At 67.9% G+C, this 12,475-nt stretch carries 10 protein-coding genes, 1 tRNA gene and 1 pseudogene; 6 read left to right on the forward strand and 6 right to left on the reverse strand.

Annotation, left to right across the window (positions count from 1 at the left end):
* Window positions 1-98 precede the first annotated feature (98 nt).
* Together glmU and F0357_RS24015 are read right to left on the reverse strand one after the other, a co-directional pair.
* A complete protein-coding gene (gene glmU, locus F0357_RS01005; RefSeq protein ID WP_153477769.1) occupies window positions 99-1,469 on the reverse strand; it encodes a bifunctional UDP-N-acetylglucosamine diphosphorylase/glucosamine-1-phosphate N-acetyltransferase GlmU in 1,371 nt (456 codons plus the stop codon).
* 153 nt (window positions 1,470-1,622) lie between these two features.
* Window positions 1,623-2,477, reverse strand: coding sequence for a bestrophin-like domain (locus F0357_RS24015; protein WP_208948154.1), 855 nt, complete (start codon window positions 2,475-2,477; stop codon window positions 1,623-1,625).
* Window positions 2,478-2,718: 241 nt separating this feature from the next.
* Here F0357_RS24015 and F0357_RS01015 point away from each other — a divergent pair, with 241 nt between their 5' ends.
* Together F0357_RS01015 and F0357_RS01020 are read left to right on the forward strand one after the other, a co-directional pair.
* Window positions 2,719-3,981, forward strand: coding sequence for an aq_1923 C-terminal domain (locus F0357_RS01015; RefSeq protein WP_208948155.1), 1,263 nt, complete (start codon window positions 2,719-2,721; stop codon window positions 3,979-3,981).
* Between the two features lie 24 nt (window positions 3,982-4,005).
* Complete coding sequence (locus F0357_RS01020) at window positions 4,006-6,291, forward strand: aq_1923 C-terminal domain (protein WP_153477775.1); 2,286 nt, start codon at window positions 4,006-4,008, stop codon at window positions 6,289-6,291.
* 19 nt (window positions 6,292-6,310) lie between these two features.
* On the opposite strand, the gene F0357_RS01025 is transcribed toward F0357_RS01020, so the two are convergent.
* A complete protein-coding gene (locus F0357_RS01025; protein WP_153477777.1) occupies window positions 6,311-6,796 on the reverse strand; it encodes a DUF192 domain-containing protein in 486 nt (161 codons plus the stop codon).
* A gap of 297 nt (window positions 6,797-7,093) precedes the next feature.
* Window positions 7,094-7,675: a cold-shock protein gene (locus F0357_RS01030; RefSeq protein ID WP_153477779.1), complete on the reverse strand. Its 582-nt coding sequence runs from the start codon at window positions 7,673-7,675 to the stop codon at window positions 7,094-7,096.
* Window positions 7,676-7,935: 260 nt separating this feature from the next.
* Between F0357_RS01030 and F0357_RS01035 the strand changes: the two are divergent.
* Window positions 7,936-8,375: pseudogene (locus F0357_RS01035) on the forward strand (VOC family protein).
* A gap of 327 nt (window positions 8,376-8,702) precedes the next feature.
* Window positions 8,703-8,777, forward strand: a tRNA-Glu gene (locus F0357_RS01040).
* Between the two features lie 292 nt (window positions 8,778-9,069).
* Here F0357_RS01040 and F0357_RS01045 read toward each other — a convergent pair.
* On the reverse strand, window positions 9,070-9,435 hold the full coding sequence (locus F0357_RS01045; protein ID WP_153477781.1) for an ArsR/SmtB family transcription factor: 366 nt from the start codon (window positions 9,433-9,435) through the stop codon (window positions 9,070-9,072).
* Between the two features lie 161 nt (window positions 9,436-9,596).
* On the opposite strand from F0357_RS01045, the gene F0357_RS01050 reads away from it, so the two are divergent.
* Window positions 9,597-9,974, forward strand: coding sequence for a nuclear transport factor 2 family protein (locus tag F0357_RS01050; protein WP_153477783.1), 378 nt, complete (start codon window positions 9,597-9,599; stop codon window positions 9,972-9,974).
* A gap of 58 nt (window positions 9,975-10,032) precedes the next feature.
* On the opposite strand, the gene F0357_RS01055 is transcribed toward F0357_RS01050, so the two are convergent.
* Window positions 10,033-11,094: an alkene reductase gene (locus tag F0357_RS01055; RefSeq protein ID WP_153477785.1), complete on the reverse strand. Its 1,062-nt coding sequence runs from the start codon at window positions 11,092-11,094 to the stop codon at window positions 10,033-10,035.
* 361 nt (window positions 11,095-11,455) lie between these two features.
* Here F0357_RS01055 and F0357_RS01060 point away from each other — a divergent pair, with 361 nt between their 5' ends.
* Complete coding sequence (locus F0357_RS01060; protein ID WP_153477786.1) at window positions 11,456-12,472, forward strand: LLM class flavin-dependent oxidoreductase; 1,017 nt, start codon at window positions 11,456-11,458, stop codon at window positions 12,470-12,472.
* Window positions 12,473-12,475 lie beyond the last annotated feature (3 nt).

Raw genomic sequence — 12,475 nt, forward strand, 5'->3', positions numbered from 1 at the left:
TAAGGCGCGCCTCGCTCGATTGAACTGCGAGACGCTCGTGCCCGCCGTTCATCGACAAGCCACGTGCGTTAATCTTTTTCGACAGAGCATCCGCCGCGTTAATCTTTGGCGGCCTTGCGCTCTGCTTTGAGCGCGGCGAGGCGCTTGCGGATCTCCGCGGAGCGGCCGGGGATCACCGCCTGACGGCCGCGCGCGACGGCGAGCGCATCGGCCGGGACATCCTCGACGATCGTGCTGCCGGCGGCGACGAGGGCACCATCGCCGATCGCGACCGGCGCGACGAGCGCCGAGTTCGAGCCGATGAAGGCGCCCGCGCCGATATCGGTGTGGTGTTTGAGGAAGCCGTCGTAGTTGCAGGTGATCGTGCCGGCACCGATGTTCGCCCCGGCCCCGACCCGCGCGTCGCCGATATAGCTCAGGTGGCTGATCTTGGCGCCGGCCTCGACCTTTGCCGCCTTCACCTCGACGAAGTTGCCGACTTTCGCATCGGTCCCGAGATCGGCGCCCGGGCGCAGCCGAGCGAATGGGCCGACAGTGGCGCCGCCGGCCACCCGCGCCCCTTCGAGATGCGAGAAGGCGTGGACTACCGCGCCGCTTTCGATGACGACGCCGGGGCCGAACACCACGTTCGGCTCGATCACGACATCGCGGCCGATGACGGTGTCATAGGCGAAGAAGACGGTCTCCGGCGCGATCATGGTGACGCCGGCGGCGAAGGCGTCGGCGCGGGCGCGGGCCTGGAACGCGGCTTCGCAGGCGGCGAGTTGGGCGCGGTCGTTGACGCCGAGCACCTCCTGCTCGTCGACGATCTCGACGCCCACCGAGAGGCCGGCCGCGGCGGCGAGCCCGATCACGTCGGTCAGGTAGAATTCGCCCTTGGCGTTGTCGTTGCCGATGGCGTCGAGGAGCGGCAGCACATGGAGGCCGCGGAAGGCGAGAATGCCGGAATTGCACAGACGGACGGCGCGCTCGGCCGCGCTCGCATCCTTCTCCTCGCGGATGGCGACGAGCCTGTCGCCGTCCATGAGCAGACGGCCGTAGCCGGTCGGATCGGCCGCCTCGAAGCCGAGCACGACGAGATCGGCCCCGTCCGCGATGCGGGCGCGCAGGCGCTCGAGCGTCTCCGGCCGCACCAGCGGGGCGTCGCCGTAGAGCACCACCACGTCGTCGGCACCATGTTCCAGGGCGGCCCGCGCCTGGAGCATCGCATGGGCGGTGCCGCGACGCTCCTCCTGGACGAAAACCTCCGTCTCGCCCGGCAGCGCCCCGACGGCCTTGCGCACGGCGTCGGCGCCGTGGCCGATGACGAGGGCGATCCGGTCGGCGCCGGCCGACCGCGCCGCGGCGAGCACATGGCCGACCATCGGCCGGCCGCCCACGGCATGGAGAACCTTCGGCAGCGAGGATCGCATCCGGGTTCCCTCCCCGGCCGCGAGAATGACGGCGAGACAGGAGCGGCGTGCGGTCATGGCGATCCTCCGGGCATCTCTCCGCCACGTGCGGAGCGCTCCGCTTCTGCCACACTCGCCGCGCTTGCCCAAGTGCCGAGGGTTCGCACAAGCACGGAGGCTTGCCCATGGAGGGGTGGCGCCGTGCCGGCCCGAATCTGGGCCAGCAATACGTCAGGGCGATCCGGGAGGCACGTTTGCCGGGATCTCCCCGCCCCGAACCTCCCCCGCGACATCGAAGAACTTGGCGGGCTCGATGCGCGACCAGCCTTGATCGAACGGGCGGCCGAGCACGATGCCAAGCACCATGACGACGACGAGCGCGGTCGCCGCCGTCATGAAGCCCGTTTGAATCGGATGCGCCGAATGGGTCACCGCGACGCCGACGATCAAGACGAGCCCGAGACCGATCGCCAGATAGAGCTTGCCGTAGGCGGAGCCATCAATGGCGATCACGATGCGGCGGGTGCGGGCATCGAACGCCTTGCCGGAGAGATCGTAGATGTTGCGCAGGATGATCTGATCGTCCGGATTGTCGGAATGCCGGCTCGTCAGCGTCTGGATGGCGTAGAGCCTGCCGCGAGCTTCCTGGCCGATCGGATAATCCGGGCTGTGGATCGTGGCGAGGATCGGCCACTCGTCGGTCTCGACGATCCGCGCATAGGCGACGATGTCGCCGCGGATCTCGGACTTCGCCGGCTCCGTCAGTCCGCCCGCGAGCGACCACATGCGCGACAGCGCCCGCGCCTCGTCGTTGACGGCTCTGAGCGCATCGACGTTGCTCGCCCACACATCGGCGGTCAGAAACGCGGCCGACAGGCCGAAGATGCCGCCGATCGGGCTCAGGATCGAAGCGGAGATACCGATGAACGCTTTCGGAAAGCGCGCCTTCACGAAGAGGACGACGGCGAATACCACGACCGCATAGAGCATCACGAAGGCCGTCACGACCAGCGCCTCGCCGAAGGCGGAGAAGTGATCGTGAACCCATTCGAGCGGCGTGAAGAATCCCTGCAGGAAGGTGTTCATGCCCGCGTGTCCCCGATCCGGGGCGCGTCCTGCCACCCCGCCTTCATGGCGCCTCGGCGGGAGACTTAGCTCGTGATTGTAACGGCGCGAAAAAGGCGGGCGGCCGGAACGCAGCCGCTTGTGACGGCTTGTTGCATGGAGGTCGCAGGCGCGCCTTATGTATGGTCTTTCAGAAGGCAGTGGCGTTATCTGCCCCCGCCGCCCTCGGCCACGTGATCCTTTCGTTCTCGGAGAATACCGGATGTCGCCTGCCGCCCCGTCCCGCCGCCCGTCCCGCTCCCGGCAGGCTTTGCGCCGTTCGCTCGCCGCGCTTCTCCTGACGAGCGCGCTCGCGTCCCCCGCCTTCGCCGCGCCGAAGACCGGCAACCCGATCGCCGACGCGTTCCTCGCGAGCCTCGAAGCCCGCGGCCTCGAGAACATCCAGGTCGGCGCCGTCACCGGGGGACCGGGCACCGCCGACATCAGCACGCTGACCGGCGAACTGAAGCCCGAGCCGCCGAAGCCGCCCGAGCCGTCCGCCGACGGCACCCCGGCCCCGCAGCCGCCGGCGCCCCCGCCGCCGCAGAAGGTCACGGTCGAGCACGTCCTGATCGACAAGGCGACCGCCGACGGCGGCCGGGTGAAGGCCGACGTTCTCGACCTCAAGGGCCTGTCGCTAGTCGACGGGGAGGACACCGTCACGATCGGCGAGATCACCGCCGACGGCGTCGAGATTCCCTCGGCCGCCGACATCGCGGCGGCGCCGAACTCCACTAAGGGTCAGGCCACCTACAAGCACGCCCAGCTCACCGACATCCTGATCCGCGGCAAGGACAATTATCAGGTCCCGATCCGCTCCATCACGATGGAGACCGACGACATCGCGAACGGCGTGCCGCACAAGGTCTCGCTCGCGATCAACGACGTCTCTGTCAACGTCGCGAACATGCCGGACGACGACACCCGCAAGCAGTTGACCCGTCTCGGCTACACCTCCCTCGATCTGTCGCTCCAGGCGAGCGGCACCTGGGACGAGGCCAAGGCGACGGCGAACCTCGACACCTTCCAGTTCGGCGGTCCGGGCATCGGCACGCTGACGCTCACCGGTTCGTTCGGCGGCGTGACCGCGGACGCGATCGCCAAGCTCGAATCGGCCAAGACCCCGGACGAGACCACGCAGGTGCTCCAGTCCCTCACGGTCAATCGTCTGGACCTGAGCTTCAAGAACGATACCCTCGTCGAGCGTCTCCTCGATGCGCAGGCGAAGGACCAGGGCACCACGCCGGCGACGATCGTCGAGCAACTCTCGGCGGCGCTCCCGCAGCTCCTGGCGCCGATCTCCGACGTGACGTTCCGCAACAAGGTGACCGACGCCGGCACGAACTTCCTCAAGGCGCCGAAGTCGATCACCGCCACGGTGGCCCCGCCCAAGCCGCTGCCGTTCGCCCAGGTTCTCGGCACCGCCATGATGGCGCCGCAGACCCTGCCGGACGTCCTCAATGCCGACGTGAAGGCGAACCAGTAACCTTTTGAAAGAGAAGGACCTTGCATGCCGCTGCCAGCGCTCGATCCGACTAAGACGCGCGCCCTCCGGTCGTCGTTCGCGACGGTCCTTCTCGTCACCGCCTTCGCCGCTCCGGCGGCGCAGGCGGCCGACGGCCGCGCTGCGGCCGATCAATGGCTCGCCGATCTCAAGGCCTTCAAGGGCGTCGAGGTGCGCGGCGGCACCATCACCGAGGAGGACGGCGGCCGGAAGGTCGTCGTCTCCAACGTCTCGATCGATTGGAGCCACAGCTTCGATTTCGTGGTCCGCGACGAGACGGCCGATCAGGCGGATAGCACCACACCGGGCACGAAGACGCCCGGAGGCGACACCGCCGGAAAGCCCACCAAGTCCCACGTCGAGGTCAAGCTCGAGATCGAGCTGCCCAAGGTCACCTTCGAGGACTTCGCCGAGCACGACGGCCTCTACAGCGCCAAGCGGATCGACGTGCCCGCGGCCGACATCGTGATGGATGCCACGGGCGGCGCCGAACACCGGACCTTCTCTCAGAGCTACGCCCTCAAGGATCTCACCGCCGAGGGGGCCTCGTGGCCGCGCACGCCGGCGATTCCAGACGATCCCAAGCACCCCTTCTCGCGGTTCAAGCCGCTCATCGACGCCTCGGCAAAGCTAGCCCTGAAGCACTGGTCCGTCGGCGGCGCCACGATCGACACTGTGCAGGCCGGCACCCGGCAGACGACGACCTATGGCGGTCTCGAGGCGCGCGACATCGACGAAGGGCGGATCGGCTCGATGATCGCCCGCGACTCGGCGACCCGCGCCACCGTGGATGAGCCGGCCGCGGCCGAAGCCGGCAAGAGCGACGCGGGCCCCGCCCCGCAGCAGACATTTTCGCTGGCCCAGAAGACGGCCGAGTACCGCAACTACGATTACGGCCTCTTGGCGCGCTCGCTGTTCGGCTCGCCGGAGACCGCCCGCGCCCCGGCCCAGCTGCTCGAATATGGCGGGGTCGAAGGCTTCACCATGGAATTCCCCGAGGCCTCGGTCTCGATCGCACGCGAATCGGTCGAACGGATGACCGCCGCCGTGCCCTCCGTCTCGGTCGCCGACCTGATCGACAAAGCGCTCTCGGGCGAGGAGATCGATCCCGTCGCGGCGAGCGACATCCTGATGACCTATGCCGGCGGCTTCGCCGTCGGCCGCGTCGGGCTCAACGGGCTCGGCGTCGAGGGCGGGCCGGCGCGCGGCAAAATCGGCGAGATCGCCGCCAGCGGACTCGACGCCTCCGGCATCCGCGAGATCGCGGTTTCGGATGTCGCCATCGAGGAGAAAGGCGAGAAGAACACCTTCTCGCTCGGCCGCTTCGCCCTCACCGACATCCGCTTCCCGACGAAGGCGGCGATCCTCGCGCTGATCAAGATCGGCGTCGCCCAGGCCGAGGTCGAGACCCCGAAGGACGAAGGCGCGCCGCCCGCCCCGGACGACGCTCCCGACGGCGGCCCCGACAAGGCGCCTCCCGCCGACAGCGGCGAGCCGAAGGTGCAGAAAACCGAGGCTGTGCCGGATCCGACGACGCGCCAGATGCTCGACGCGGTCCCGATGCTCGGTGGCTTCACGATCGAGAAGGTGCGCTATGCGACGGAGGGATCGGACGCCCTGTCGCTGGACCGCCTCGCCCTCGCCCAGAGCGCGTTCGTGCCGCCGATCCCCACCGCCGTTTCGCTCAAGATCGCGAAGCTCGAGGTCCCCGAATACCTCCTGAAGAGCGGCGAGGACGACGAGACCTTCACCTATCTGAAGGAGCTCGGTCTCGTGCCGCTGCGCTTCGACGGCGAATTCGGCCTCAAGTGGGATGCGGCGACGGGCGACGCGATGCTGTCGCCGTTCCGGGCGACGGTCGAGCACGGCGGCGTTCTCAACGCCTTCGTGGCGCTCGCGGGCGTGCCGCAATCGGTGTTCGAGAACCCCGACGAGGCGCAGACCGCACTGCCGAGCATCAGCGTGAAATCCGCCCACATCTCGCTCTCGAACGCCGAGGCGATCCAGCGGTTCATCGCCGCGCAGGCGAAGGAAAGCGGCCTTCCGGCCGACGCGCTGACGACCGGTCTCGTCCAGACCGCTCAGGAGATGGTGGCGGACGTTGCCGGCGAGGCCTTCGCCGCGCGGGTGAAGGTGGCGCTCGAGCGGTTCCTGAAGGATCCGACGGGCACACTGCGCTTCGAGGCGAAGCCAGCGGCGCCGGTTCCCCTCACCCAGGTCATCGGCGCGGCGATGCTCGCCCCGTCGTCGCTGATCGGGCTGCTCTCGGTGGAGGCGACGGCGACGCGCTGAGGTCGCGCCGCCGGCTCGCTCACGGGAGCGGCGACTTCATCCGGGCGTTCTCGATGTGATCGCCTGGCTTGAGGCCGATCCGGGTCGCCGTTCCGGCCTCCACCTCGAGCACGAAGCGCACGGGAAAGCCGGACGGGATGCCGACTTCCGAGAAGGGCACCGTGTCCTTGGCGATCCGCATCACGACGCCGTCGGAACGGATGAAGATCATGTCGAGGGAGAGCGGCGTGTTCTTCATCCAGAACGCGACGTCCTGATCGTTGCCGAAATCGAACAGCATGCCGGTGTTCGGCGCGAGGTGTTCGCGGAACATCAGCCCGCGGGCGCGGGAGTCGGGATTGTCGGCAATCTCCACGTCGAAGGTCGTATGGCCTTGCGACGTTACCGCCACGAGCGCCTCGTTGCCGGCCGCGAGGGCCGGCGCGAGGGACGACAGGCCGACCAGAAAACCGGCGAGAAGCACGAAGCCGGCGGCGATGCGCGCGAGCGCCGAAACGGAACGCATAGGCCCTACCAGACAGAGAGATGAGGATCGGACGGGTTCGACGGGCCGTCCCAGCCCTACGGCACGGAGCCGAAGAGCAGGAACACGGACACGACGTCGAGAGCGAGGCAGGGGATCGCGCCGAATTTTCGGCAGCGTTGCGGGAATGAAGATATTTCGCGCTTGTCCGCCGCCAAGCTCAGGGGCTCGCGCGGATACGCCGGGCGTCCCCACGGAGCGCTGAGCAGCCGGACCCGGCTCATGATCGCCACGGTTGCCGCGGCGGGTAACCCATTTGGGCGTCCCCCGCGGGGGCGATCAGTGCGACTGGGGGATCGCGTTGCCGCCTTCGGGGCGGATCTCGGCGGCCATCAGGCCCTTCGGGCCGTTGCCGAAGCGCACCATCACCAATTGGCCTGGACGCAGCTCGGTCAAGCCGTAGCGGCGCAGGGTCTCCATGTGGACAAAGATGTCCTCGGTGCCGTCGCCCCGCGTGAGGAAGCCGAAGCCCTTCACGCGGTTGAACCATTTCACCCGGGCGCGCTCGAGGCCGCTGGTCGGCGTGACCTGGACGTTGGTGCGCTGGGGCGGCAACTGCGCCGGGTGCGGCGCCTGGGATTCGTCCATCGAGAGGACGCGCAGCGCTTGAAGGCCTTTCGGCCGATCGAGCACCTCGCAAACGATGCGGGCGCCCTCATAGGCGGTCTGGAACCCGTCGCGCCGGAGACAGCTCACGTGGAGGAGGATGTCCGGCAGACCGTTGTCCGGAACGATGAAGCCATAACCCTTGGCGACATCGAACCATTTGATGACGCCGGCGACTTCGACGACGCTCGCCTCGTCCTCGTGGAGCAACGCGACATCGATTTCACTCGGCTCGGTCGAGACTTTGGCGCCCATACGCGGCTTCCCGATCATTCACTTCGCACGGAGCGAACCTTACCAAATTGTAACGAGAATAGCACCGCCACCTCGGTCCACCAGTCTTTTTTCACAGTGTTGAAGGTGGGTCACCTCGTTTTGTGATGTGTTCGCGAGGTTTCATTAAATGATACTCATATGTATCTTTGTCTATTGCGGGCAGTTGGCGGCGTCGGCGCGTGGCTCTATGAAAGAGGCGGTTTCCTCGTTCCTGGTCGCAGCCCCTCCGGAGCCTTGCCATGCGCTACCTACACACGATGATTCGCGTGTCCGATCTCGACGCCTCGCTCGACTTTTTCCGCCGCATTCTCGGCATGACGGAGGTCCGTCGCATGGAGAGCGAGAAAGGCCGTTTCACCCTCGTCTATCTCGCCGCCGACGAGGACGTGGAGCGCAGCCGGGCCGAAGCCGCGCCCCTCGTCGAGCTCACCTACAACTGGGACCCGGAAGTCTACGGTGAGGGCCGCAATTTCGGCCACCTCGCCTTCGAGGTCGACGACATCTACGCGACCTGCGCCAAGCTCGCCGCCGAGGGCGTCACCATCAACCGCCCGCCCCGCGACGGCCACATGGCCTTCTTCCGCACCCCGGACAACATCTCGATCGAACTGCTCCAGAAGGGCGGCTCCCTGCCCCGGCCGAGCCGTGGGCCTCGATGCCGAACACCGGCCACTGGTGAGCCGCGCGGAGGCTCGTAAGCCCGCGGCGGCTCCGACATCCCCTCCGTCTCCGCCGCGGCCGTCTCGCAGCCGCTGCCACTCCGCCCTCCTTCGTCATCCCCGCCCTTGTGGCGGGGATCCAGGGGCGGCAGGCGCGGCGCTCGCGCCCCCGGGTCCCGGGACGAGCCTGGGGAAGACGAGGGAGAGGGCTTTGGCGGCCACCTTCCCGTCCCGACTTTTTCCAAGGCGAAGTTTTCCGCAACTGCGTTGCGCCGGGTGCTTGCCCGCCGCGTCTCGCCCCTCTATAAACCCGGCCACCGACGCGGGCTTCCCGCGCGACAAGGCATGCGCCCTTCGTCTATCGGTCAGGACGCCACCCTTTCACGGTGGAGAGAGGGGTTCGATTCCCCTAGGGCGCGCCACTCATTCCTCGTTTCATCTTTGTGAAATCGCTGATTGTCCGTGTCAGGGCGCCGTCCTGTAGAGCGGCACCCGGCCCGTCGGCACAAGCTGAAGAAGAATGTGAAAGCGCGGCCATAGCCTTGAAGACGGCATAGATGCCGTCACTTCAGACGCCCAGATTCAGGTCCGTCCCGTTCGTCCCCGTCGCCTCATCGAAGGCATCCGCGAAATTGTCTTCGAGTGCGATCACGGCCAGGGGATGGGCGATCAGGTCTGCTGCGCTCTGTCGAACATTGTATGCGGGCGCCCGCTTCAGAACGCCCCCACCTTGATCTGCACGGAATCGCAGTCGACGTGGGGGTCGGCCTCCGCGAGGCGCAACACCTGGTCGAGGAGGCCGGGGAAGGCGCCGTCGAGTTCGCGGCGGATCGAGATGTGACAGCGCGTGCCGGTCTTGCGGTAATGAATGAGCCCCGCCTCGCGCAGCACCTTGATGTGGTGGCTCAGGGTCGACTTGCAGACGCCGACGTCGAGTTCGCCCCAGCCGTGCTCGCTGCCCGACTTGGACAGCCGCGCGACGATCGCGAGCCGCGTCGGATCGCTCAAGGCGCCGAGCACGTCGGTCAGGGCAATCTCCTGAAGCGCGGGACAAGCCGGGGATGGGGTCGGTTTACGCATCACGGCATCATAGGGGCAAGCCCCGGCCCTCTCAAACATTGCGTGGCGGGCGATCCGGTCCCGAGCAGACGGCACGAGATCGGAGGGCTCCATCGCCTTTGACGCCGTCGCCATACAAGGCCGATAAGGTCCGCGCCTCAGCGGTTCGAAGCGAGCGAACGATGGACCCGGTTCCGAAAATCATCGAACACTACATCACGGCCTATAACGGGCGGGACGTCGCCGCCATGCTGCGCTGCCTCACCGACGACGTTCATTTCGTCAACCGCTCAGGCGCCGAGATCACCGCGGAAACCGTGGGCATCGAGGCCTTCGCGGCCCTCGCCGAGCAAGGCGTCGCCTTCTTCTCCGAGCGCCGGCAAGAGGTGACAAACGCCATCGTCGGCGCCGGTCACGCCACGCTGAAGATCGCCTACCGCGCCACCGTCGCCGCCGATCTGCCGAACGGCTGGAAGGCCGGCCAGGAGATCGCCCTCGAGGGCGTCTCGCTCTTCACCCTGCGCGCCGACAAGATCGCGGCGATCACCGACATCAGTTGAAGCGGAACGACCGACGGGGCAGCCGAGGCCGCCCCGTCCTTCATCGAGACATGTCCGCTCAAGCCGCCTCAGCGAGCGTCGGGTAGTCCGTGTAGCCGGCCGGGCCCGGGGCGTAGAAGGTGCTCGGGTTCGGCTCGTTCAGCGGCGCATGCGCCGCAAAGCGGGCGACGAGGTCCGGGTTCGCGATGTAGCTCTTGCCGAACGCGACGGCGTCCGCGATGCCGTCGGCGAGTGCCTTCTCCGCGCTCTCCCGGGTGAAGCCCTCGTTGGCGATGTAGACGCCGCCGAACTCCGCCTTGAGCTGCGGGCCGATGCTGTCCTCCGCCTGACGCTCCCGGGCGCAGAGGAAGGCGATCTTCCGCTTGCCGAGCTCGCGCGCGACATAGCCGAACGTGCCGGCGCGATCGCTGTCGCCCATGGTGTGGGAATCGCCCCGCGGCGCGAGATGAACCCCGACGCGACCCGCTCCCCAGACTTCAACGGCCGCATCGGTCACTTCGAGGAGCAGACGCGCCCGCTTCTCGATCGTGCCGCCGTAGGCGTCGGTGCGGTGATTGGTGCGGTCCTGAAGGAATTGGTCGAGCAGGTAGCCGTTGGCGCCGTGAATTTCCACGCCGTCGAAGCCGGCCGCCTTCGCGTTCGCGGCACCGCGGCGATAATCCTCGATAAGGCCGGGAATCTCGTCGAGCTCGAGCGCGCGCGGCACCGGGAACGGACGCTGCGGCCGCAGCAGGCTGACGTGGCCTTCCGCGGCGATCGCGCTCGGCGCCACCGGCTGTGCGCCGTTCAGGAAGAACGGGTCGGAGATGCGCCCGACGTGCCAGAGCTGGAGGAAGACGCGGCCGCCGGCCTTGTGGACGGACTCGGTGACGAGCTTCCAGCCTTCGGCCTGCTCGTCGGACCAGATGCCGGGCGTGTCGGCGTAGCCGATGCCCATCGGGGTCACCACCGTCGCCTCGGTGAGGATGAGGCCGGCGGCGGCGCGCTGGGTATAATATTCGGCCATCATCGCGTTCGGGATGCGCTCCACGCCCGCGCGCTGGCGGGTCAGCGGCGCCATCACGATACGGTTCGGAATCTCGATATCCCCGACCTTGAGGGGATCGAACAGGCTCGGCATCGCAAGCTCCTTGTTGGGTCGTCAGGCGGGAGGACGTCGGCGGGGCCCCGCCTCTACCGACGCGGAAACGTTGAGGTCGTCGCGGACCGCCACGGTTGACAGGCGATCGTTGTTCGACGAACATCGAACAAGTAAGCGAAGCGCTCCCGCATTGCAATATGGCAGCGCTCTCGCTTCGCTTGCGCGAGCGGGACCGCTTCCAGTCCCGCCGCCCTCGCATTCGGCCGATCCATCGCCATCTTTCACGAAGACGGGATGGTCCGTCTTTCGAAAACGCCATCCCCCTGGGTACCGTCCCAAGATACACCGCCTCGAGGTCCGCACCGCGGACGGGCAGGCCATCCGAGCGCCGGAGCCTTCGATGATCCCGTTTTCCGTTCTCGACCTCGCGCCGATCACCCTCGGCAGCGACGCCTCGCAGGCCTTCCGCAACACCCTCGATCTCGCCCGCCATGCCGAAGCCTGGGGCTACAAGCGGTACTGGCTCGCCGAGCATCACAACATGCCGGGCATCGCCAGCGCCGCGACCTCCGTCGTCATCGGCCACGTCGCCGCGGGCACGAAGACGATCCGCGTCGGGTCCGGCGGCATCATGCTGCCGAACCATGCGCCGCTCCTCATCGCCGAACAATTCGGCACCCTTGCGGCACTGTTCCCGGGCCGCATCGATCTCGGCGTCGGCCGGGCGCCCGGCACCGACCAGATCGCCGCCCGGGCGATGCGGCGCGACCTCAACGAGAGCGCGGAGCGCTTCCCGCAGGACGTGATGGAATTGCAGGCGCTGTTCGCGCCCGCCCGCCCCGGCCAGGTGATCCAGGCGGTGCCCGGCGCCGGCCTTGAGGTGCCGATCTGGATTCTCGGGTCGAGTCTGTTCGGCGCTCAGCTCGCGGCGATGCTCGGTCTGCCCTACGCTTTCGCCTCGCACTTCGCGCCCGATCATCTGCACGAGGCCCTCGCGCTCTACCGCAGCCAGTTCCGCCCGTCCGACACGCTCGACAAGCCCTATGCGATGGTCGCCGCGAACGCCTTCGCGGCCGAGACGGACGCCGAGGCCGAGCGCCTCTTCACCTCGCTGGAGCAGCAATTTCTCGCGCTGCGCCGCGGTGCCCCGGGGCCCCTGCCTCCGCCGGCGGACGACATGCGCGATCGGATGTCGTCGATGGAGCGGATGGGTCTCGAACGAACCTTCGCCTATGCCGCCGTCGGCTCGCCGGAGACGGTGCGCGCGAAGCTCCAGCGTTTCATCGACGAGACGCGCCCGGACGAGATCATCGTCACCGGCCAGATCTACGATCACGCCGCCCGGCTGCGCTCGTTCGAGATCGTCGCCGAAATCGCCAAGACGCTCGCCCCGAAGCAGAGCGGCGTCGCCGCCTGAGGC

Source organism: Segnochrobactrum spirostomi, assembly GCF_009600605.1.
Taxonomy (GTDB): domain Bacteria; phylum Pseudomonadota; class Alphaproteobacteria; order Rhizobiales; family Segnochrobactraceae; genus Segnochrobactrum; species Segnochrobactrum spirostomi.

What these genes read in the sequence shown, in the direction of transcription:
- glmU (WP_153477769.1), bottom strand. Translation starts at nt 1,469, where the DNA reads ATGACCGCACGCCGCTCCTGTCTCGCCGTCATTCTCGCGGCCGGGGAG.
- F0357_RS24015 (WP_208948154.1), bottom strand. Translation starts at nt 2,477, where the DNA reads ATGAACACCTTCCTGCAGGGATTCTTCACGCCGCTCGAATGGGTTCAC.
- F0357_RS01015 (WP_208948155.1), top strand. Translation starts at nt 2,719, where the DNA reads ATGTCGCCTGCCGCCCCGTCCCGCCGCCCGTCCCGCTCCCGGCAGGCT.
- F0357_RS01020 (WP_153477775.1), top strand. Translation starts at nt 4,006, where the DNA reads ATGCCGCTGCCAGCGCTCGATCCGACTAAGACGCGCGCCCTCCGGTCG.
- F0357_RS01025 (WP_153477777.1), bottom strand. Translation starts at nt 6,796, where the DNA reads ATGCGTTCCGTTTCGGCGCTCGCGCGCATCGCCGCCGGCTTCGTGCTT.
- F0357_RS01030 (WP_153477779.1), bottom strand. Translation starts at nt 7,675, where the DNA reads ATGGGCGCCAAAGTCTCGACCGAGCCGAGTGAAATCGATGTCGCGTTG.
- F0357_RS01045 (WP_153477781.1), bottom strand. Translation starts at nt 9,435, where the DNA reads ATGCGTAAACCGACCCCATCCCCGGCTTGTCCCGCGCTTCAGGAGATT.
- F0357_RS01050 (WP_153477783.1), top strand. Translation starts at nt 9,597, where the DNA reads ATGGACCCGGTTCCGAAAATCATCGAACACTACATCACGGCCTATAAC.
- F0357_RS01055 (WP_153477785.1), bottom strand. Translation starts at nt 11,094, where the DNA reads ATGCCGAGCCTGTTCGATCCCCTCAAGGTCGGGGATATCGAGATTCCG.
- F0357_RS01060 (WP_153477786.1), top strand. Translation starts at nt 11,456, where the DNA reads ATGATCCCGTTTTCCGTTCTCGACCTCGCGCCGATCACCCTCGGCAGC.